Genomic DNA, 22,054 nt, shown 5'->3' on the forward strand with positions numbered 1-22,054 from the left:
GAGTGGAGGCTTTTTTGATCTGAATTAATCTACTGAAATAAAAAGATTAAAACTGAAACGTTTTGTTAACTTTATCGTTATTTATCTTGCGATAAGCTGTAAACGTAAGCAGTTAATAGGTGAATTTTATCTTCGCCTAAAATCTCTTTCCATGCAGGCATTACACCAGCACGGCCATGGTTAAGTGTTTCTTCAACAGCGCGTTGAGAGCCACCGTATAACCAAATGTTATCAGTTAAGTTTGGTGCACCAAACGGTAGGTTATGGGCAACTGAGCCTTTACCATCTGGACCATGACACGCAGCACACATAGCAAATTTTGCTTTACCTGCATCGGCATCTTTTTGGTTAACAGTACGGCCAGATAGGCTAAGTACGTAAGCCGTCATTTCTTTAACGCCTTGCTCACCTAATGCATCACCCCAAGGTGGCATTGCTGCAACACGACCTAAAAGTAATGTTTCTCTGATCTTGTCAGGAGAACCACCGTACAACCAATCGTTGTCAGTAAGGTTAGGGAAGCCAGTACCACCACGAGCATCAGAGCCATGACATTGTGCACAGTTTTGTGAGAACAAACGTTGACCAATTTCAACTGCGAGTTGACCTTGAGTTTGCTCATGTTTAGTGCCGTTTTCTAGCGCAACTTGCTGTGCTGCATCACCAGCAAATTTAGACTCTACTAAATCTAGAACAGGTATTTGAGCCAATTCATTAAAAATAGGACCAAAACGTTCTTCAGCAGCGCGGTATTCAGCATCTAGCTTTACAAAACGGCCATCTTCTTTCGCTTCAATGACTGCTTCTTTCGATTCAGTTAAAGAGGTAATACCTTGGTTTGAGCTTGTCCATTTTGCTAGACCTTCCCAATTACCTAAACCTGGGTAGGCTGCTAAGTAATAAACAGACCACACAAACGTTGCGAAGAACATGTAAGTCCACCATTTCGGTAGTGGATTGTTTAATTCTTGAATGCCGTCAAACTCATGTCCACAGCTTTCACCTTCTTTTACACCTACATAGTTTTTTAAGTTCCAAACTAGTAGACCAAAGATAATGATTAAGCATGCAAGGGTTAATACAATAACCCATATACTCCAAAAGCTAGTCATTTCTCAGACCCCTTTTCCTCGTTAGAGAGTGTATTGTTGTGTTTTTTTTCATCTTCAAATATGACATTAGCAGCGTCTTTAAAACGACTTTTACTACGCTTGCTATATGCCCATCCAACAATCACAATAAATAATACTAAAATTACCAGAGTCAAAATGCCTCTGTATGTCCCGTAGTCCATAATAATCTACTTCAAATGTGTGCCAAGTTGTTGCAAATAAGCGATAAGGGCTTGCATTTCTGTTGCACCTTTACCGTCATTCATTGCATCAACCTTAGCAATGTCAGCGATTAATTCCTCGTCACTGCCATAACCTAGACCCGGGTGTTTTGGGTTTTCTGGATTAATAGCAAACGTGTCACGGAAAATTTGTAGTTTTTTCAGAGTCAGACTTGTATCAAGCGTGTTCTCTGCTAACCAAGGGAAACCTGGCATATTAGACTCAGGAACCACGGCACGTGGATCCATTAAGTGCGCATAATGCCAATCATCTGAGTAACGTTTACCTACTCGTGCTAAGTCAGGGCCAGTACGTTTAGAACCCCAAAGGAAAGGGTGATCCCATACTGACTCGCCTGCTACAGAGTAGTGACCGTAACGCTCAACTTCATCACGAAATGGACGGATCATTTGAGAGTGACAGTTAGCACAACCTTCACGTACATAAATGTCGCGACCTTCAAACTCTAGTGCGTTTAACGGGCGTAACCCATCCACTGGCTTGGTTGTATCGTCTTGGAACATTAGCGGCGTAATTTCTACTAATGCACCGAAGCTGATTGCGAAAACAGTCAAGATGGCCATGAGGCCAATGTTTTTCTCGATAATTTCGTGTTTGTTTTGTGAATTTTTATTGCTCATTATCTAACTCCGTTATGCTAACTGCGCTTGTTCATCAAGTTCTAACGAGTTATTTTTCGCTGAAACTGTACGATAAACGTTATAAGCCATAACCAGCATACCTGTAACGATGAATACACCGCCTAAGAAACGCATAACATAGAAAGGATGAGAGGCTTCTAACGACTGTACAAAGCTGTACATTAATGTACCGTCAGAGTTAACTGCACGCCACATTAGACCTTGCATTACACCTGAAATCCACATTGCAACAATGTATAAAACAACACCCACTGTGTGTAACCAGAAGTGTGTATTGATTAATTTAATGCTGTACATACGACCTTGCGAGAATAACGCAGGGATAAGGTGGTAAATAGCACCGATAGAAATCATCGCAACCCAACCTAATGCACCTGAGTGAACGTGACCTACAGTCCAATCTGTGTAGTGCGATAACGCATTAACAGATTTAATTGCCATCATCGGGCCTTCAAACGTCGACATACCGTAGAAAGACAATGAAACCACTAAGAAACGTAAAACAGGGTCAGTACGTAGCTTATGCCATGCACCTGAGAGCGTCATAATACCGTTGATCATACCACCCCAAGACGGTACGAATAAGATAATAGACATCACCATACCTAAGCTTTGCGTCCAATCAGGAAGCGCAGTGTAGTGAAGGTGGTGAGGACCTGCCCAAATGTAAAGAGAGATAAGTGCCCAAAAGTGAACAACCGACAAACGGTATGAATAAACAGGGCGACCCGCTTGCTTTGGTACAAAGTAATACATCATACCCAAGAAACCCGCAGTTAGAAGGAAGCCTACTGCGTTGTGGCCATACCACCACTGAACCATTGCATCTACGGCACCTGCATAGATTGAATATGATTTAGTCAATGAGACTGGGACTGCCATGCTGTTAACAATATGTAGAACAGCAACGGTAATAATGAAACCAGCATAGAACCAGTTAGCTACATAAATATGCGCTACTTTGCGTTTTGCAATAGTGCCCATAAATACAATAGCGTAAGTTACCCAAACAACAGCAATTAAGATATCGATTGGCCACTCAAGTTCTGCATACTCTTTAGAACTTGAAATACCCATAGGTAGAGTAATTGCTGCTAGAACAATAACTAACTGCCAACCCCAAAAGGTAAAGGCGGCTAATTTGTCTGAAAGAAGGCGCGTTTGACATGTACGTTGTACGACGTAATAAGACGTCGCAAAAAGTGCACTTGTACCAAATGCGAAAATTACTGCGTTCGTGTGTAACGGACGAAGTCGAGAGTAAGTTAACCATGGTGTGTCAAAGTTAAGAGCTGGCCAAGCTAATTGGGCAGCTATCAGAACCCCAATACCCATGCCAACGATGCCCCAAATCACTGTCATAATAGCGAATTGGCGTACAACTTTATAATTGTACTCAGTTTGTGATGCTACTGTTTGGCTCATTTTCTGGCTTCCGCTGCAATAAATGCGTTTAGAAATGAATTACCTACTTGTAAAAGTAGGACCTACTATTATTCCAAAGTATACTATCTAAAACCCACAATATGTGGTTGTTAAAGATAATAATCTCAAGAAATACTTGTTTTTTTTGCGGTTGAAATGATAAATTTTTTGGCCTTAAAAAGATAGGTCAATTGCGTAATAATATGACATCAATCAAACTTTATTAACTTGCTGTCTATTTTTTGAGGTGATTTGTACCTTACTTGCCCATTAAAGCCGATAATCAACCAACGTGCCCAAATGTTGGGCTAATACATTAGATACTTTGAGAACCTGCATGTATATATATAGAGTATGTTTACTTTCTTTTCTACTATTCTTACTAGGTTGTGACTTTTCTGGATCAACATCAACACCAAAAGTAAATCAATCACAAACAGAGTGTAAAAATAACAACCCGTGTATTTTTCCAAATCAAGTTAAAGTTTGGCTAAGCGAAGAAACCCTATCACCAGAGACACCGTTTTCAATTTACACTCAGTTACCGACTGGTGTAACAATAACTGCAGCTAAATTAGAAGGCGTTAGCATGTATATGGGTTACATTCCCGTACAATTTAAAAATCAGGGCAGCGTTTGGGTAGCTAATACTATGGTAGGGATTTGCTCAGAAAAAAACATGGTGTGGAAGCTTATTCTTACTACTGTCGATACAAACACTGGCATAAGTGAAAATGTTGAATATTTTTTTAACGTTACCTATTAAAGGCTTTCTACTCAGGCGTGGTTTTTAACTGCGCCATTCCCGTAAAATTATAGCGGCAAAGCCAAATGCCTCACATTTAATAGTTATCTGCAATTAAAGTCTATCTGATAAAATAACCATTCTTAATATAGCTTTTACATATCCATTTACCTTCCAAGTTTATAACTTAAGCTCTGCTTGGCTTACTTATTCAATTGTGCTCATACGTGCAATAAAGCACCCATGTCATTAATATGTAGATTTATCTAATGGATCCACTTTGATAGCCGTTTTTAGTTTAATTGGCAGCCCGTCTTAAACCTTCAATACACATAAAATTTGCATGATTAAAACTTATAACAAAAAAATCAGACTAAATAAACAATCTACTTGCATAAATATGGTTAGTAATTAACACCTAGTTTTACCGTTTTAATAACGAGCTGTGATTAACATGTTAATTTTCCTGTTTAGGGCACATTATTGTAATAATTACATTTGATTACAAACTCTACTCATTTGATTTCAGCTGTGTTTTTTATGTGATTGCTTGGTCTTTAGTTTATGATTTCTAAATGTTTTTATTAATTAACAATGAAACATACTGTAACCTTTGTTCCTTTCGTGGGACGTCTTAATTTTCATTGATTGCATAGTGATCGTTCGTTAAGTTTTCGTTCAGTTAAAGGCGCCTAAGTTGCTCCCGCTCACTCAAAATTCTCATAAAAGTGAGCATTACCAATTTAGGTAAATTTTCAACAAGTAGGGTTCATCCATGAAAAAATCAACTCTTGGTTTAGCTGTAATTGCAGCGATCCCAATGTTCTCAAGTGTTCAGGTTTTAGTTGCAGACGAAGCAGCAAAGTCAATTGAAAAAATTCAAGTAACGGGTTCTCGTATTAAGCGTTCAGATATGGAAACTGCTAGCCCAGTTACACTTATCGGTGCCGATGAAATTAAAGCATCAGGTGCAACATCTGTAGATAGCGTATTACAACAAATGACGGCTACGGGTGGTGCAATGACAAACCCTGGCGTTAATAATGGCTCTGGCGGTGGTGCATCTATAGATTTACGTGGTTTAGGTTCACAGCGTACTTTAGTACTTGTTAATGGTCGTCGTATGATCAATTCAGGTACTGGTGCGGCTTCAACGGTTGATTTAAATACTATTCCAGTATCAATGATCAAACAAATTGAAGTACTTAAAGACGGTGCTTCTGCTGTATACGGCACAGATGCTGTAGCGGGTGTTGTAAATATTATCCTTAAAAATGACTTTGAAGGTTTAGATTTAAACGTCAACACAGCCATGACTTCAAAACATGATGCGTCAGAAACATCAATCGACTTTACCTTAGGTACAACATTTGACAAAGGTAATATGGTTTTTGGTATTCAATACACTGATCGTGGTGAAGCAAGTCAAGGTGATCGTGGTTTCTCATCATGTCCTTTATTTGAAGGCGAAAATGGACTTTTCTGTGGCGGTTCTTCATTCAGCGAAGGCGGCCATATTTACAATGTTAATACAGCTAATATCATCAACGATAAAGGTGAAATCGAGAAGCAGGGTGTTGCTGACGATGCTGGTTTAAGTGGCCTTGGCGGTAACTTACACCGCTATACCGATGAAAACGATGCATACAACTATGCGTCTAAAAGCTACCTATACACACCTATGGAACGCTTAAACATCACAGGTTTAGGTAATTATGAACTAAATGATGACACAATGCTTTTCAGCGAGTTTACCTATACTAAGCGCTGGTCAGAGCAAAAGTTAGCACCACAGCCTATCAACTTTGGCTTTAAATATACCGAAGATATGGGTGACAGCTTACTGTCACAAACTTATGATAAGCGACAAGTCGTTAACGGTGCATTTGTAAAAGATGCTAATGATAATTACGTTACAACACCGACTAATTACGCCTATGGTGATGAAATAAGCTACCGTCGTCGTATGGCTGAAAGTGGTACTCGTGACTTATCGCAAACAGTTGATACTGTTCGTGTTGTTGTGGGTGCTGAAGGTATTATTGGTGATTATTCATGGGATGCATCAGCAAACTTTGGTCGCAATGATTCTGTTGATAAAATGAGTAATCTGCACAACGTTTCTGCAATCACAGAAGACTTAGCTGCAGGTACATTTAAGCCTTTAAATGAGGCATCTTGGTCACAAGAAAACATTCAAGATTATATATACACAGAGCAAAACTCAGGTGGAAGCCAGTTATTTATTTTGGCAGCTTCATTATCTGGTGAAATGTTTGAGCTACCTGCAGGTTATGCTGCATTTGCAGCGGGTGTAGAGCGTCGCCAAGAAAAGGCATGGTATAATCCTGATTCAATTGCTGCTCAAGGTCTAGGTAACGATCCACGTGTAGATCCAACAAGTGGTGGGTTTGATGTGAATGAGGCTTATGTTGAGTTTGCATTACCCTTACTATCTGAGCTTCCATTTGCAGAATATGTTGAATTAAGTGCGGCAATCCGCGCGTTTGATTACAGCACTTTTGGTTCTGATGAAACATGGAAACTTGGTTTTACTTGGAAAGCAAATGATGAATTGATGTTCCGTGGCGTACGTTCAACCGCATTCCGTGCTCCAACGGTAGATGAGCTTTACTCAGGTAATGCGCCATCTTATGAGCAAGTAAAATACCCAGGTGCTGATAGCCAGGCAGAAGTAACTGTGGGCGGTAATCAAAATCTAACACCAGAAGAAGCTGATACTTTAACGTTTGGTGTGGTGTACGAACCACAATGGTTTGAAGGTTTCTCAATGACCGTAGATTACTACGACATTGAAATCGAAAATGCTATTTCAACATACAACAACCAATTCGTTGTTGATCAATGTATTGGTAATTCAAACAGCAGTTCAAACGAACTTTGTGCAAGCACAGGTGCAATTTTACAAGCTGATGGTCGCATTGTTTTCAATAATCAGCTTCGTAATATTGGTTCTGAAAAAACATCTGGCATTGACTTAAATCTGAAGTATTCATTTGATGCATTAGGCTTAAGCTGGAGAGCTGGCCTTGATACAACATATTTAGATGAATACGTTGTTGATACGGGTGCTGTTGTAGATTACGCTGGTTACATTACGGGTGGAGCTGGTAGTTACGCAGATATCAAATCAAACTTTAACTTAACAGTTAAAGGAGATAACTGGGATGCAACTTATGAAGCACGCTACATTGCTGGCCTAGATAGCTTCGCATGTATTGATGGTGAGACATGTTATGCACCTTCAACGCCTTCAGTTGTGTACCATGACATTAGTGGATCTTACTTAATTAATGATACAGTGACATTGTCTGCAGGTGTTAATAACTTATTTGATAAAGAGCCACCGTATTACTCAGGTAATAACGATTCAAACACTGACCCGTACACGTTTGATACGTTAGGTCGTCGTTTATTCGCTGGCGTAAACGTTAAGTTCTAATTTTAATTCATTAGAACTACTAAAAGGCCTAGTTTTTACTAGGCCTTTTTTGTTGAACAAAATTAAAGAGGCACGTAAACTCAGGTAGATAACCGAAGGAGGCATCATTGTTAAAGCAAGACGAAAATTTATCGTTTGTTATTGAACCGCAACTATCACCGCGTGCAGAGCAGCGTCTCGATCTTTATTTTTCTATCCCAAACGAAATGGGTATTAACGCGCAAACACTCAGCGAAGAGTCTTACTTTAATAACCAATTTAAATCTTTTGTAGCCTATAACGCGAATAACATTCATCTTCCATTGGTACGAAGCCGCTTTGTGAGTAAAAACAAAGGTGAGCAGCAAGATTACCGACAAAATTTAAATTTATATTGTTATCAAGTGCGTCTGGCAATTGATGCCGATATTAAAGATGCGTTAAAAATTCAAGAAAGCGATGAGTTTTATCAACGAGCCATGGAGCTCTGTGAACAAAGCCAAAGCCTACTTAGAAAACTCAGACGTTACACCCCAGATAACGAAAAGCTGATCCCGTTTTATACTAATGCTGATAACTACCTAAGCTGGCAAATTGAACAAACTTTTTTAAAGCTACTTGATGAAGGCCCGCGTAGTAGCGATCACGCTAAAGAACGAAACGACTTATTAAACTTTTGTAAGTCAGAGAGTGAGTATCGAGCAGAGCAGCAATATAATTCTGATTCAACACTTAAAGACGCCAACAGAATTACTAATAAGATGCGTTTACTCCAGCGTTTAATAGAGCATGGAGTGATTTTACAGCGCCAAACACGCTATCTTAATAGCTATTTAAAGCGGTTGGTAAAAGGCTCTGTAACAGCTGTTATAATGGCTTTTGTGATGGTGGTTATTTTAAATGCGCGTTCTACCTTTACTGAAATAACCGCTTCATTAATTCTAATTTTAGGGGTTATTTACGGGCTGAGAGAAATATTTAAAGAAGATATTACCCGTATTATTTGGCGTGCTATTGTGCGAGGGCGGCCAAAATGGCGCTTTATTTTTAAAAACAGTATCACAAAAGATAAAGTGGCGAGTCAGTTTATTTGGTTAGAGTACACCCGGTTTAAAAAAATCCCCAAAGAAGTGAGGAAAATTTTTTCTAAGCGTCGTCAGCAAAACAAACAGGCGGCGCAATGGCTGCATTTTGCTAGTGAAACTCGGGTAAGTGCTAAAGAATTTTTGCCAGGCTACGATAGCTTGCAGCAAACGCTGCAATTTAATCTCGCGCCGTTTGCACGTTATTTAAAAAAAGGGGAAGGGAAGCTCTATCATTTAGAAAACAATAAAATTTCTAAACAGGGAGTCGAAAGACGCTATCAGTTAAACATGGTATTGGTTCTAACCGAACCGAATAAAACGCTCTATCAGCGTTACAAAATCACTTTAAACCGCAGTAAAATAGTCAACATAGAGCTTATTTACACCAGCGATGAAAAAAAAGAGGAATAACATACGTTATTCCTTTGTTGTCCTTATTTATCCGTTAGCCCTTTTTTGCTGTAAAGCGTTACTTTGTCTGATACCAGGGTAATTTCGATGTTTTTAGCGTCATCACCCCAAGTACAGCTAGTATGTAATGTTTTTTCTACACAGTTATCAGCACTGCCTAAAAGTGCTTCAACTTCTGTTTTGTCCATACCAATTTTAATTTTTTCGTAATTTTCCATGCTTACTTTTGAACAAGCAGCAAGACTCAGTGCTGCAGCAATTATTAGGAGCTTCTTCATTATTATTTTCCTACTGTTAATGGTTAAATTTTCGAATTTGTACAATCATACCCATACGAGGATGATCAAAGTAATGAATATCTTCGCTGAAAACGCGTCTAAATTGTGAAAAACGGGCTGATTCTAGCTCACCATTATCTTGCTTTTCACTAATGTCGAAATCCGCATTAATGTATAAATAATGGCGTAAATGTATTTTCAATAAGCCATCTAACTCCCATTTCATGGTCGGAGACTGTGCTTTATTAAACAATGGCTCAGGAGTATCAAGTAAGCTAATAAAGTCGGAATTGGCGTAACTAAAACCGGTGTTCATATTGTTTTTTAATTGGTTGCCTGCAAATAAGTGCATACTAGGGGAGCGTGATTTACTTGCGCCTTCAAACCGCCAGCCGGTATGTAATATAGGGGTGAGTCCTTTGCGGTCTAAAGCTTGACGTTGCGATTCGAACTGCAATTGCTCAGGGGCTAACAGGTAAGTTTGCTCCATCGTCTCTAGTGCTGGTGCCTGAGGGGTTACTGGCAGCACATCGTAACTTTTTACATAATCAATGCTGTCGTTACACGCTGCAGACTGTGGGTTTGAATTAACCAAAGTGTCAGCAAATGTGCGTGTTTGAAAGCGTGGGTCACCGTTTATACACGCGTCCATTGCTTGGTTTTTATAAGCAGAGGCCAATAAATCTAAGGTGTTTTTATCTTCAATGGCGTCATGCTTTAAGCTAAAGTCTTCTTGTAAGTAAGGAGCAGGGCGCTGTTTAAATATTAACACTTCTACTTCAAACCAGCGCTCTGCAAATGCAGTACTGCTAAATAAGCAGCATAAAATAACCAGCGATTTTTTCAGCAACATTAATGGCTAACCTTTTTTTCGAAATCTGCAATCATAGCAGTGATCATTTTTAAGCGTTCACGGGCATTCGCCTCGCTAATGGCAAAGCGTAATTTATTTGCGCCATCCATTTTATAAATGTGTGGCGCACTTTGTATCAAACCAATAATGAAGCTAGGATTAACCTTGGTATTTTGACTAAACTCAAAGTAGCCTCCTTTCGGGTTAGCTTCTATTTTGGTTATGCCCAAATTGCTCGCCTGCATTTTTAGTTGTTGTAAACTAAATAGGTTTTTAGCTGCATCAGGTAATAAACCAAATCGATCTATCAATTCTACTTGCAGTTCATCAATATCAGCAAGGTTAGCACAACTTGCTACACGCTTGTACATACCTAAACGCGCGTTAACATCATGAATATAATCATCAGGTAACAAGGCAGGTAGCTTTAAATCAACTTCGGTTTGTTTTTGTAATAAATTTTCAAGGGTTGGCTCTTGACCATTTTTAAGCGCGTTAACAGCCTGTTCAAGCATTTCCATGTATAAATTAAAGCCAATGGTTTGTATTTGTCCAGATTGATCGTCTCCTAATAGCTCACCGGCACCACGAATTTCTAAATCGTGGGTTGCTAAGGCAAAGCCTGCGCCTAAATCTTCTAATGAGGCAATGGCATCTAAACGCTTTTTCGCATCTTTAGAGAGCGCTTTAGGGTTACCTGTGAGTAAATAAGCATAGGCTTGGTGATGACTTCTACCAACACGTCCGCGTAATTGATGCAGCTGAGCAAGACCGAGTTTATCGGCTCTGTCCATAATAATGGTATTTGCTGTGGGTACATCAATGCCGGTTTCAATAATCGTAGTACATACCAGTACATTGTATTTTTGGTGATAAAAATCGGTCATGATCTGCTCAAGCTCTTGCTCTCGCATTTGCCCGTGGGCTGAGGTAACTGTTGCCTCAGGCACCCATTCGCTAATTTCTTGAGCAACACGCTCAATGGTTTCTACATTGTTGTGTAAAAAGTACACCTGGCCGCCGCGTTTAATTTCACGCAGTACCGCTTCGCGAATAAGCTCTTCGTCGCGTTGGCGCACAAACGTTTTAACGGCTAAGCGTTTAGCCGGTGGGGTAGCAATAATAGATAAATCGCGCATACCACTCATGGCCATATTTAAAGTACGGGGGATAGGCGTAGCGGTCAGGGTGAGTATGTCAACATCAGCTCTCAGGGCTTTAATTTTTTCTTTTTGGCGCACCCCAAATCGGTGTTCTTCATCAACAATTAACAGGCCTAAATCTTTAAAGTTGATGTCTTGTTGAATTAGTTTGTGCGTGCCAATAACCACATCAAGCTTGCCATTACTCATTTTTTCAAGGGTTTCTTTTTGCTCTTTGGTCGAATTAAAACGTGACAGCACACCCACTTCAATTGGAAAATCAGCAAAGCGGTCTTTAAAATTATCGTAGTGTTGCTGAGCAAGTAGGGTGGTAGGGACTAAAATAGCCACCTGCTTATTATCGTTAACTGCTACAAAGGCTGCACGCATAGCTACTTCGGTCTTACCAAAACCTACATCACCACATACTAAGCGATCCATGGCTTGTTTTGACTGCATGTCACCAAGCACCGCTTCAATGGCGTTACGTTGATCATCCGTTTCTTCAAACGGGAAGCTATCGCTAAATTGGCGATAAGCTTGGCCATCAAGCGTAAACTTATTACCAGGCTTAGCTTGGCGTTGTGCATATATGTCGAGTAACTCTGCGGCTACATCACGTACTTTTTCGGCGGCGCGCTTTTTCGCTTTATCCCAGGCATCAGAGCCGAGCTTATGCAGTGGCGCACTGGCCTCTTCACCGCCGGAGTAACGACTAAGCATATGAAGTGCCGATACCGGCACATAAAGCTTTGCTTCACCTGCATAAGTAATAGTTACAAATTCAGTCACCACACCGGCGGCATCAATCGTTTGCAGCCCTTGATAACGGCCCACACCATGGTCAAGGTGCACAACCGGTTGACCTTCTTTAAGCTCTGCTAAGTTACGAATTAGTGCGTCTTGGCTTGCTTCATACTTGTGCTTACGACGTCTGCGTTGTGATACTTTGATCCCAAGCAATTCTTGCTCGGTAATAATGCTCAAGCTTGGTTTAGTACTAAGCACTACACTTTGCTCAAGCGGACTGACAATTAAACCAACGTCATTACTGCTGTTGGTAAACTGCTCAAAACTATCAAATTCTTTAAATTTTAAGCCGCTAGGTTTTAATATACTCAGTAATGATTCGCGTCGACCGTCCGACTCAACACTGATGACAACTCGGCCTTTTTTCTTTTTTTGTTCTGCCACATAATTTATAAATGCATCGTAGGGTTGATGTTGTTTATGATCGATGCGTACATTGGGCAATTCATTAACTGCGAGGTTTTTATTACCTGCTTTGGTGCCTAGCTTTGCTTGCGATAGGCGAATGCGGCCATAATTGCCTAAATTGGAAAACAGCTCATTAATTGGCTGATATAATTCATCGGGCGGTAATAGTGGACGCAGAGGATCTACACGGCGGTTCTCATAACGCACATTAACATCGTGCCAAAAGTTATCCGCTGCATGCTCTAAATCCCCTAACTGCATGACGGTTGTTGAGTCAGGTAAGTAGTCGAATATGGTTGCTAAGCCTTCAAAAAACAGCGGCATGTAATACTCTATACCTGCTGGCCAATTGCCTTTACTGACCTGCATGTAGACTGAGTCTTGCTCAGCACTTGCGCCAAATTTTTCACGATAGCTTATTCTGAAACGTTCAATATCTGATTCGTTAGTAGGGAACTCATGAGCAGGCAGTAGCTCAATTTTGTCTACTTTTTCGTCTGAGCGCTGAGTTTCCACATCAAATAAACGGATGGTATCTAGCTCATCATCAAAAAAGTCGAGCCTAAATGGATGCTTACTCCCCATGGGGTATAAATCAACAATAGAGCCGCGTATGGCATATTCGCCATGTTCCATGACTTGTTGCACATGTAAGTAACCCGCTTGCTCTAAATTTTCTCGCAGGGCATGGGTGTCTAATCTATCGCCTACTTTAAAATTCAGCGTTGAGCCGTATATAAATGATGCTGGTGCAGTACGCAGCATCAAGGTTGATACCGGCACAATGAGCACGCTTTGTTGCTCTTTTTTCAGTGTATTGAGTGTTGCTAAGCGCGCTGAAATAATATCTTGGTGGGGAGAGAAGTGATCATAAGGCAATGTTTCCCAATCTGGAAAAACCATCACTGGGTTATCAGGCAGCAAGTACTCTAATTCTGTTTCAAGGCGCAGAGCACTTGGAGTATCAGGGGTAACAATTAACACCAAGTTATCTTGCTGTTTTACACCTTGTGCAATAGCAATGCTTAAGCCACTGCCTAAAAGTTCGCCCCATTGAATTTTATCTTTTTGAGATTTTACCCAAGGCAAGGCTGCCCATTGCTCAAACGCCATTAATTACTCCATTAAATTAGGCTCTTAACGAGTAAGAGCCACATTATTATTTAGTCACGGTAAATTTTTGTTAAATCTTGATAATGATCAATTCTACGGTCGCGTAAATACGGCCAGATACGTCTTACGTTCTCGCTGCGTTTTTGATCAAGTTTTACCATTAATATTTGTTCATTTTGGTTATCAGCCTCTGCCAACATTTCACCTTGAGGGCCTGCAATAAACGAGTTGCCCCAAAATTGAATACCGTCACTTTGACCGCTCGGGTCGCGCTCAAGGCCAACACGGTTACAACTAATCACCGGAACGCCATTAGCAACCGCATGCGCTCGCTGTGAAATAACCCAAGCATCTTTTTGGCGGGTTTGCTCGTCTTTATCATCGCGAGGGTCCCAGCCAATAGCTGTTGGGTAAATTAAAAGCTCAGCACCGGCCATTGCCATTAAACGCGCGGCTTCAGGAAACCATTGATCCCAACATACCAGTACACCTAGTTTACCTACTGAGGTTTGAATAGGCTCAAAGCCTAAGTCCCCAGGAGTAAAGTAAAACTTTTCATAAAACCCTGGGTCGTCTGGAATATGCATTTTACGGTATTTACCTGCAATGCTGCCGTCTTTTTCAAGCACCACGGCGGTATTGTGGTAAAGGCCCGTAGCACGTTTTTCAAATAATGACGCTACAATCACAATACCAAGCTCTTTGGCGAGTTCACCTAAAATATTACTACTTGGGCCTGGTATTGTTTCGGCCAAATCAAATACATCAACGTCTTCGGTTTGGCAAAAATATAAACTACGGTGTAATTCTTGAAGTACAACAAGTTGCGCGCCTTTACTTGCTGCATCGCGAATGCCCGCAATTGACTTTTCAATGTTATGTTCAGCGTTGTCACTGTTGCTTTGTTGCACTAAGGCAACTGATAAATGTGCAGGGCTTGTCATTGTGCTGCTCCAGCTAAAAATCCACGGGGTAATTGCATTGTAATGCAGTGAAGACTGCCAAATTGCTCAATAATAGGTAAACAATTTACACCAATAATTGTGTGCTCTGGGTATGCCTTTTGAACTTGCGTTAAAGCGCGTTGGTCGCTTGCATCGTCATAAGTAGGCACTAATACCGTATTATTAATAATTAAGTAATTTGCATAGGTGGCGGGTAGACGCGTATTTTCATCATCATACACGGCTTTTGGCCACGGTAACTCAATTAGCTTATATGGGGTGTTATCAGCGGTTTTAAAGCTTTTTAGTTGTTTTTCCATGGCATCTAGCGCGCTAAAATGCTCATCGCTTTTATCGTCACATTGCACATACACAAGGGTATTATTTGGTGCAAAACGCACTAAGGTATCAATGTGGCTGTCGGTGTCGTCACCTGCTAAATAGCCATGATCAACCCATAAAAAGTCTGTTGCGCCCAAGTGCGCTTTTAAAAGCGCTTCTATGTCACTTGGGTTTAAATTTGGGTTACGGTTTTTATTAAGCAAACATTCGCTGGTTGTTAGCAACACACCATGCTCGTTTATTTCAATACCGCCACCTTCAAGTACCATATCGAGCGCTTGATAGTGGTTTTTTTTGCTACTTAACTCTTTTACCAAAGTACGATTAATTTGATTATCTAATGCGCTTTCAAATTTATTGCCCCAACCATTGAAAGTAAAATCATATACTTTTAGTTGCTCGGGTGAGTCAATAGCGCTACAAGTAAGCGGGCCATGATCGCGAGCCCACGTATCATTGGTAGGGGTTACTACAAAATGAACACGATTCAAAGGGATGTTAGCGCTATTTAGCAATGCTGTAATATGCATTTTTAAGGCGCTATTATGCGCCACAATCACAAGCTTTTGCTGCGTTGTTATATGCTTAGCAAGCTCAATATATACAGGTTCTACACGGGCTAAATTATCAGCCCAATCTGTGTCTTTATGCGGCCATGTAAGCATAACAGCGTCTTGCTCGGCCCATTCAGGTAAAAGTCTAAAGTTCATGGATTTTTAATACAAATAAAGATGGGGCTAGTTTAGCAGTTCAATTACTGCTAAGTCACTTCTAAATGAGCGTTTGGCTCACAATTTTAAAGCGATTTGAGAAGTAAATAAACGCTAGCTTTTATCGTTTGTACTCTCTTTGGCTTTTTCAAGTTGCTGGCGCTTTTTAAGCTGGCGAGTTTGCGCATGTAAGCTGGCTCTTACAACCAGCTCTTGGTCGCTGTCTCTTATTGATACAAATAACAGGGTATATTGGTAGTGCTCATTATCTTGTTTTTCAATGGCAACCACTTCGCTATAACAATACACCGCAGAGGCCTCGTGTTGTAAAAAAAGTTTAGTACGAAACTTTTGCCCTAATGTATACAAATGTTCACTGGTAAACTTAATGCCGCCACCGCCGTAACTGTCGCAATAGATTGAGTTATCTTCAGGTTGTTCAGAGGCTAAAATATGACTCATGATCAAATCTATTTTGCGCGATTGAGCTTGTAAAAAAGTAGTTAGTTCTTGGGCAATATCACCTAAATTACGCAAAGGACCTAAGGCGCTTTGCTCTAAACTGCTTACTTCGTTAGCAAGTTTAAATAAAGGCGGAATATCAGCCTCAAGTTCAGCTAAGCTTTTTGGCACAGCCGAATCATCTACGGCAAACAGATTGACGCGATTACTTTCATCAATTTGAAAATAAAGCTCAAAATCTGATAATTTTTGATTATTCATATGTAACTCCTATCCGTTAATAGTAGCGTTGCGACTACTAAATTACTACACAACACGCCAATAAAATTAAGCTAAATATCTGTTTGCCCTCATTATAAAAAGCCAAATCAACTAAAATTGCGCTAACTTTCAATATTTACCAAACAGGCATAATGATTAAAAAAGTTTTAAAAGGTAATACGTTTACATTGCACTATGTATGTTAGCAACTAATAAATAACCAATAATTAACAAAACTCCTTGTAATTAGCCCTAAAACTCGTAATCTTACGGTAATAATAATAACAAGGGACTACCCACGTGGCTCGAGGACTTAAATTAGCCAGTACATTCTCAGACATATCCACGCAACTGCGGCGCTTCGTGTCTAAAATTGTGTTGCCTGACGATGTTGATGATATTGTTCAAGAAACCTTTGTTAAAAGTTATGAAGCTGAATTAAAGCAAGATATTCAATACACCCGTAGCTACATGTTAAAAACAGCTAAACACCTAGCACTTAATCATATAGCTAAATGGGATAATAAATTTAGTACCCCTTTAAATCACGAAACTGAACTCCCCAAATTGCTTAAATCAATGCAATTAGAAGACGAATACACCTCTAAAGAACGTTTTTTATTATTTTGTCGGGCGACTGAGCAATTAAGTCCTGTTGTAAGAAAGTGCTTTATTTTAAAAAAAGTCTATGGAATGAGCCAAAAAGAGATCGCACAGCAAATGCAGCTAAGTCAAAGTACGGTAGAAAAACACATTGCCAAAGGGTTATTAAATACCATGCTATATATGCGCGAACAGTCACACGATGAGAGCGACCATTGCCAACAAAGTGCGGACATAATGAGGGCAGCAAAATGAATAACATCCATCAATTTACTTCAAAAGAATTAATCTTAGAAAAAGCATCGCAATGGATCAGTGCTATTGACCGTGGCCTTACAAAAGAAGAGCAAGAACAATTTAAACTGTGGATGCTACAAAGTACTGCTCATCAAAATGCGGTGTATGAATTAGCTCAGCTTTGGGATGACCTGAGTGTACTTAACGAACTCAGCGTATTATTTCCAAATAAACAATCGGCTAATAGCAAAACAAAGCCTGCGTATGTATTTGGCATGGCAGCAAGTATTGTTGCTGCATTAATGATGTGCAGCTATTTATTGCTAAATATAGATAGCAATTTCAACAAAAATTTAGCTAAAGTAAATTATACAAAAATTTATAAAACAAAGGTTGGCGAGCAAGCAACCTATGTTTTACCAGATGGCACAATAGTTCAGCTTAATACCAATAGTTCATTGGAAGTAGCTTATAGCCAAGGGCGCAGACAGTTATTACTAAGCCGTGGGGAAGGACGTTTTAACGTAGCTAAAGATGCATCACGACCATTTAGTGTGATGGCGGGTGACAAAAGCTTTACCGCACTTGGTACAGTCTTTAATGTGCAGCGCAATACCTCATCAGATCTCGAGTTGGTAGTCACTGAAGGTAAAGTGATGATCACCGATCCCAGTGTTGCTGTTAATGCTGACGATTTTAAAGCTTATCAGCAAGCGAGCAACAGTAACCAAGAAATCCGCAAAATCAATGCCAATATTGTGATATCAGGTGAAAAAGCAGTTATTGAACAAAGCGTTACAAAACCAATCACACAGTTATCGGTTGATGACGTACAACGTGATTTAGCTTGGCAAAATGGCATGTTGATTTTTAATGGTGAACAGTTGGTTGATGCCTTAAACGAGGTTAGCCGTTATACCGCCACGCGGTTTGAATTATCATCTGATGAATTAGCGCGCATTAAAGTGGCTGGCGTCTTTAAAGCAGGTGATGTTGCAGGGCTGTTAGAGAGCTTACAAAATAATTTTTCAATTGAGCATGAACGTTTAGGCGAGCATGTTGTTAGTTTAAAATATCAAAAAAAATCATAGGTAATGGTAATGAAAATCACGCCATTGTTAATCAATGTTACTCATAAGGGTGTAAAAAGTAATTTAAAGATTAAAAAAATGATAAAAACCTATAGAGGATTTTTGTTTGCTAACTGTTTATATAAGTTGCGCAGTAACCATACGTGTTATTTAAGTCCGCTGGGACTCGTTGCACCGCTGTTTTTTAGTATCAGTGTGCACGCGAGTCAAACTGAGGGACAAATGATGCAGTTTGATATAAAAGCGCAACGAGCAGACAAAGCCTTAATAGAATTTGCTAAGCAAACTGAACAAACAGTGGTTTTTTCGTATGAGCTTGCTAAACAGTACGAGGCAAATTCATTATATGGATTTTATTCTCAACTCGATGCGTTAAACGCATTGTTAGCTGAGACTGAGCTCGATGCGGTTGTTGATCAAAATGGTTTACTGAGTATTAAACTCAAACAAATCAATAGGAAAGATAACAACATGATGAAGCTTTCAGGAGTTAGTGCTGCCGTATTACCTGCTTTACTTGCAGTTAATTCACAAGGAATAAATGCCGCTGAACAAAGCGCAGAACAAAACATCGAAAAAATTGCTATTGTAGGTAGTCGTGTCGCAGGACGTTCAGTTGAAGACTTACCTGTCCCCGTTGATATTTTAAGTGCAGAAGCACTCGAAAACACCGGCCAAACAGAAGTTGGCCGCATGCTTCAAGCTATCGCACCTTCTTTTAACTTTTCAAGTTCATCTATTAGTGATGGTACTGATGCATTAAGACCTGCAACGTTACGTGGCCTTGGCCCGGATCAAACATTGGTATTGATCAATGGCAAGCGTCGTCACCAAGCAAGTATTATTCACATTAATACTTCTGTTGGTCGTGGTACTGCGGGTACTGACATGAATGCGATTCCAGCCTCAGCAATTAAACGTATTGAAGTGCTTCGCGATGGCGCTGCAGCTCAATATGGTTCGGATGCAATTGCCGGTGTTATTAATATCGTGCTAAAAGATGGCAGCGAAGGTGGTAAAGCGGCCGTTAACTACGGTGAGTATTCAGAAGGTGATGGCGAAACCGTTAATATCGACTTTAATAAAGGCTTTGCTTTAGGTGATAACGGTTATTTAAATACAACTATTAATTACCGTGATCGTGCACCAACTAACCGTGCGGGCCTTCATGGCTCATGCCAGTTCTATGGCTGTACTGAACTTTCTGATGGCACCTTGCTTGCAGGTGATCCACGCGAATTAACCGCGCCACGTGATACATTCAGAATTGGCGATGCTGATTCTCAACAATTTGGTTTAACAGTTAACACCGGCTACGAATTAGGAGCGGGTGAACTATACGGTTTTATTACCTATTCAACTCGTGATAACGAATCAGCGGCATTTTTCCGTCATAATGCCAATGCAGGTGGTAATCCGGTACTTCAAGATGGCGATGCAACTATCCCAGCTGGCTTCTTACCTAAAATAAATACCACGATTGATGATATTTCCTATAACTTTGGTTATAAAACTGAATTTGATAACGACTCAAGCTTAGATTTATCGTACACCTATGGTGAAAACAGCATTGACTACACAACCAGCGATACTATTAACGGCTCTTACGCGAATTTTTTACGTTATGATCAAGGCCTAAGTGCAGCAGATATTCGCGCCACGATTCCACGTCAAGGCTATGCTTATGGCATGGAGCTATCACTGCAAACGATTAATCTTGATTTTACTCAAAATTTTGATGATTACTCATTGGCAATGGGTGCTGAAATTCGTACCGATGAGTACCGAATTTTAGAGGGTAGTGAATATGCATATCGCGATTACGATACCAGCAACGGTGTTAATATTTACGATGGGCTAAGCGGTGGTATTGGCAGCGAAAACGCATCCGGTGGCACACAAGGCTTTGGTGGTTCATCGCCAGCGTCGTCGGTTGATGAATCGCGTGATGTGATCTCGTTTTACTTAGACGCTGAAGCTTACGTTATTGAAGATGTAATTATCTCAGGGGCGTTACGTTACGACAATTACAAAGGGTTTGGCGATACAGTTAACTTTAAACTAGCCGGTAACTGGTCAGTAACTGAAGATATTTCACTTCGTGGTGCGCTTAGCTCAGGCTTTAGAGCACCTTCAATGCAGCAGTTGTATTTTAACAACATCAGCACACAGTTTGTTGTAGGTCCTAATGGTAATTTAGTGGCTGAAGAAGTGGGGACCTTTAGAAACGATTCAACCCTTGCGCAAAGTTTAGGTATTCCTAAATTAACAGAAGAGAAATCTCAAAACCGCAGTTTAGGTATCGTTTATAACGTAAGCGATAATATTAATGTAACGCTTGATTACTACTCAATCGATATTGACGACCGTATTGTAATTAGTAATCGCTTAGGCAAAGGTTTATCAAACAGTCTTGATGCCGCGTTATTGAGCTCGGGTGCTGGTGCAGGACAGTTTTTCTTAAATGGGGCTGACACTGAAACGCAAGGTATCGACTTTGTAGCTACATGGAATACAGAAGGCCTAGGCGGCACGCTTGATTTTACATTAGCGGCTAACTTTACCGAAACCGATGTCGTGTCGTTATTTACACCTGCAGGTTCTGGTCTTGAAACCGTGCCAGTCGATGATGTGTTTTCTGATCAAGAAATTTCTATCATCGAAGAATGGCAACCAGAAGATCGCATTAACTTAAGTGCACTTTATCGCCGTGACGACTGGACTGTTAATTTATCACTTAATCGTTTTGGTGAGTACACAGTTGAAGATGGCGGTCGCCAGACTTACGGTGCTGAAATTTTAACTGACATTAAAGTTAATTACTTTGTAACTGATAACTTATCGGTAAATATTGGCGCAAATAACTTATTTGATGTTTACCCTGATGAAAACACCATAGGTAATTCACGTTCAGGTACTATTGTAGATGCTCAAGGTAATACCATTGTCAGCAGTGATGGGGTATTTAAGTACTCTCGTCGTTCAGCGCCATTTGGTTTTAACGGTGCTTACTACTACGTAGGTGCAGAATACCGCTTTTAATTAATAACTCTCCTATTGTTATTTAACAACCAAAGGGCCGCAAGGCCCTTTTATAGTTTTTAAACTTAATGTTTTTGCATTTTACTCATTTCAGCATGACAGCTTTGCATGGTAAGCAATACCTTTGACAGCGCCGCTTCACAATCATGTGATTGAGGCTTTTTTAACGCTGTTTTAATTTCTTCTAAGGTTTTATCTTCTACTTCTTCAAGCTCTTTAATGTAGGTTTGGTCGTTATCGCTAGTGAATGTACTGAGCAAAGCGGTAAATGCTCTGCGTGCTTCTACCGCGAACGAAGAGCCATCTTCACGTGCACCTTGTTGATTAATTGCATAGGGTTGTAAGCTTTCAACACTTACTTTGCGGGCGTCGATCATGCGCTGAAATAATGCACTTACGCTAGGATCTTGTACTTTATCTTGTGCTTTTTCGTAAAAGTCGATACCGCTATTCATTACTTGGATAATGTCGGTGATATGATTTATCTCTTGTCCTTGATGGGTGCTCATAATAATGACCTCTGTTAATTTAAAATACATAGATAACTAAGCAAGCGGCATTCCAACGCGGTTTTATTTTTTAACTAATTGTTTTTCATGGTTTTATTATTGTGAAGAGGTCTAGGCAAGCTTGCTAACATGCTGCTAGCAAGCA

At 40.1% G+C, this 22,054-nt stretch carries 17 protein-coding genes; 6 read left to right on the forward strand and 11 right to left on the reverse strand.

Going from position 1 to position 22,054, the window contains the following annotated elements; all coding sequences use genetic code 11:
• Positions 1 to 77: 77 nt before the first annotated feature.
• From ccoP to ccoN, 4 genes are read right to left on the reverse strand one after another with little or no spacing between them, the layout of a single operon-like run.
• The gene (ccoP, locus tag PTET_RS06400; RefSeq protein WP_013464668.1) at positions 78 to 1,112 is read right to left on the reverse strand and encodes a cytochrome-c oxidase, cbb3-type subunit III; all 1,035 of its coding nucleotides are present in this window, start codon (positions 1,110 to 1,112) and stop codon (positions 78 to 80) included.
• Positions 1,109 to 1,294: a cbb3-type cytochrome oxidase subunit 3 gene (locus PTET_RS06405; protein WP_010389598.1), complete on the reverse strand. Its 186-nt coding sequence runs from the start codon at positions 1,292 to 1,294 to the stop codon at positions 1,109 to 1,111. Before PTET_RS06405 ends, ccoP begins: the two co-directional genes overlap by 4 nt.
• Positions 1,295 to 1,300: 6 nt before the next feature.
• Positions 1,301 to 1,975, reverse strand: coding sequence for a cytochrome-c oxidase, cbb3-type subunit II (gene ccoO, locus PTET_RS06410; protein ID WP_013464669.1), 675 nt, complete (start codon positions 1,973 to 1,975; stop codon positions 1,301 to 1,303).
• 12 nt (positions 1,976 to 1,987) lie between these two features.
• Positions 1,988 to 3,421, reverse strand: a complete 1,434-nt coding sequence (gene ccoN / locus PTET_RS06415; RefSeq protein ID WP_013464670.1) for a cytochrome-c oxidase, cbb3-type subunit I — start codon at positions 3,419 to 3,421, stop codon at positions 1,988 to 1,990.
• 337 nt (positions 3,422 to 3,758) lie between these two features.
• Here ccoN and PTET_RS06420 point away from each other — a divergent pair, with 337 nt between their 5' ends.
• The 3 genes from PTET_RS06420 (at position 3,759) to PTET_RS06430 (ending at position 9,104) form a co-directional block, all read left to right on the forward strand.
• Positions 3,759 to 4,187 (forward strand): hypothetical protein, encoded by a 429-nt coding sequence (locus tag PTET_RS06420; RefSeq protein WP_013464671.1) that lies wholly within the window; start codon positions 3,759 to 3,761, stop codon positions 4,185 to 4,187.
• 754 nt (positions 4,188 to 4,941) lie between these two features.
• Complete coding sequence (locus PTET_RS06425; RefSeq protein ID WP_096038361.1) at positions 4,942 to 7,629, forward strand: TonB-dependent receptor; 2,688 nt, start codon at positions 4,942 to 4,944, stop codon at positions 7,627 to 7,629.
• A 107-nt stretch (positions 7,630 to 7,736) separates the two neighbouring features.
• Positions 7,737 to 9,104, forward strand: a complete 1,368-nt coding sequence (locus PTET_RS06430; RefSeq protein ID WP_096038362.1) for a hypothetical protein — start codon at positions 7,737 to 7,739, stop codon at positions 9,102 to 9,104.
• 23 nt (positions 9,105 to 9,127) lie between these two features.
• On the opposite strand, the gene PTET_RS06435 is transcribed toward PTET_RS06430, so the two are convergent.
• The 6 genes from PTET_RS06435 to PTET_RS06460 form a co-directional block, all read right to left on the reverse strand.
• Entirely contained in the window at positions 9,128 to 9,382 is a 255-nt protein-coding gene (locus tag PTET_RS06435; RefSeq protein WP_013464674.1) for a hypothetical protein, read from the reverse strand.
• A 16-nt stretch (positions 9,383 to 9,398) separates the two neighbouring features.
• Positions 9,399 to 10,235, reverse strand: coding sequence for a peptidoglycan binding protein CsiV (locus PTET_RS06440; protein WP_096038363.1), 837 nt, complete (start codon positions 10,233 to 10,235; stop codon positions 9,399 to 9,401).
• Positions 10,235 to 13,708 (reverse strand): transcription-repair coupling factor, encoded by a 3,474-nt coding sequence (gene mfd, locus PTET_RS06445; RefSeq protein WP_096038364.1) that lies wholly within the window; start codon positions 13,706 to 13,708, stop codon positions 10,235 to 10,237. Before mfd ends, PTET_RS06440 begins: the two co-directional genes overlap by 1 nt.
• A gap of 50 nt (positions 13,709 to 13,758) precedes the next feature.
• Positions 13,759 to 14,652: a carbon-nitrogen hydrolase gene (locus PTET_RS06450; RefSeq protein WP_008109825.1), complete on the reverse strand. Its 894-nt coding sequence runs from the start codon at positions 14,650 to 14,652 to the stop codon at positions 13,759 to 13,761.
• A complete protein-coding gene (locus tag PTET_RS06455) occupies positions 14,649 to 15,704 on the reverse strand; it encodes an agmatine deiminase family protein (protein WP_096038365.1) in 1,056 nt (351 codons plus the stop codon). The genes PTET_RS06450 and PTET_RS06455 overlap by 4 nt, the downstream gene beginning before the upstream one ends.
• A 114-nt stretch (positions 15,705 to 15,818) precedes the next feature.
• Positions 15,819 to 16,427 carry a PilZ domain-containing protein gene (locus PTET_RS06460; RefSeq protein ID WP_024601385.1) on the reverse strand — a complete coding sequence of 203 codons (609 nt, stop codon included), beginning with the start codon at positions 16,425 to 16,427 and terminating at the stop codon, positions 15,819 to 15,821.
• 300 nt (positions 16,428 to 16,727) lie between these two features.
• Here PTET_RS06460 and PTET_RS06465 point away from each other — a divergent pair, with 300 nt between their 5' ends.
• From PTET_RS06465 to PTET_RS06475, 3 genes are read left to right on the forward strand one after another with little or no spacing between them, the layout of a single operon-like run.
• On the forward strand, positions 16,728 to 17,285 hold the full coding sequence (locus PTET_RS06465) for an RNA polymerase sigma factor (RefSeq protein WP_013464680.1): 558 nt from the start codon (positions 16,728 to 16,730) through the stop codon (positions 17,283 to 17,285).
• Positions 17,282 to 18,358 (forward strand): FecR family protein, encoded by a 1,077-nt coding sequence (locus PTET_RS06470; RefSeq protein WP_096038366.1) that lies wholly within the window; start codon positions 17,282 to 17,284, stop codon positions 18,356 to 18,358. The genes PTET_RS06465 and PTET_RS06470 overlap by 4 nt, the downstream gene beginning before the upstream one ends.
• 9 nt (positions 18,359 to 18,367) lie before the next feature.
• Positions 18,368 to 21,400 carry a TonB-dependent receptor plug domain-containing protein gene (locus PTET_RS06475; RefSeq protein ID WP_096038367.1) on the forward strand — a complete coding sequence of 1,011 codons (3,033 nt, stop codon included), beginning with the start codon at positions 18,368 to 18,370 and terminating at the stop codon, positions 21,398 to 21,400.
• A gap of 65 nt (positions 21,401 to 21,465) precedes the next feature.
• On the opposite strand, the gene PTET_RS06480 is transcribed toward PTET_RS06475, so the two are convergent.
• On the reverse strand, positions 21,466 to 21,909 hold the full coding sequence (locus PTET_RS06480) for a ferritin-like domain-containing protein (protein ID WP_024601388.1): 444 nt from the start codon (positions 21,907 to 21,909) through the stop codon (positions 21,466 to 21,468).
• Positions 21,910 to 22,054: the final 145 nt, after the last annotated feature.

This window comes from Pseudoalteromonas tetraodonis (assembly GCF_002310835.1).
GTDB lineage: Bacteria > Pseudomonadota > Gammaproteobacteria > Enterobacterales > Alteromonadaceae > Pseudoalteromonas > Pseudoalteromonas tetraodonis.

Coding starts and splice junctions, on each gene's coding strand:
- PTET_RS06470 (WP_096038366.1), top strand. CDS start 17,282: ATGAATAACATCCATCAATTTACTTCAAAAGAATTAATCTTAGAAAAA.
- PTET_RS06420 (WP_013464671.1), top strand. CDS start 3,759: ATGTATATATATAGAGTATGTTTACTTTCTTTTCTACTATTCTTACTA.
- ccoO (WP_013464669.1), bottom strand. CDS start 1,975: ATGAGCAATAAAAATTCACAAAACAAACACGAAATTATCGAGAAAAAC.
- PTET_RS06405 (WP_010389598.1), bottom strand. CDS start 1,294: ATGGACTACGGGACATACAGAGGCATTTTGACTCTGGTAATTTTAGTA.
- PTET_RS06460 (WP_024601385.1), bottom strand. CDS start 16,427: ATGAATAATCAAAAATTATCAGATTTTGAGCTTTATTTTCAAATTGAT.
- ccoP (WP_013464668.1), bottom strand. CDS start 1,112: ATGACTAGCTTTTGGAGTATATGGGTTATTGTATTAACCCTTGCATGC.
- ccoN (WP_013464670.1), bottom strand. CDS start 3,421: ATGAGCCAAACAGTAGCATCACAAACTGAGTACAATTATAAAGTTGTA.
- PTET_RS06450 (WP_008109825.1), bottom strand. CDS start 14,652: ATGACAAGCCCTGCACATTTATCAGTTGCCTTAGTGCAACAAAGCAAC.
- PTET_RS06425 (WP_096038361.1), top strand. CDS start 4,942: ATGAAAAAATCAACTCTTGGTTTAGCTGTAATTGCAGCGATCCCAATG.
- PTET_RS06455 (WP_096038365.1), bottom strand. CDS start 15,704: ATGAACTTTAGACTTTTACCTGAATGGGCCGAGCAAGACGCTGTTATG.
- mfd (WP_096038364.1), bottom strand. CDS start 13,708: ATGGCGTTTGAGCAATGGGCAGCCTTGCCTTGGGTAAAATCTCAAAAA.
- PTET_RS06475 (WP_096038367.1), top strand. CDS start 18,368: ATGAAAATCACGCCATTGTTAATCAATGTTACTCATAAGGGTGTAAAA.
- PTET_RS06480 (WP_024601388.1), bottom strand. CDS start 21,909: ATGAGCACCCATCAAGGACAAGAGATAAATCATATCACCGACATTATC.
- PTET_RS06440 (WP_096038363.1), bottom strand. CDS start 10,235: ATGTTGCTGAAAAAATCGCTGGTTATTTTATGCTGCTTATTTAGCAGT.
- PTET_RS06435 (WP_013464674.1), bottom strand. CDS start 9,382: ATGAAGAAGCTCCTAATAATTGCTGCAGCACTGAGTCTTGCTGCTTGT.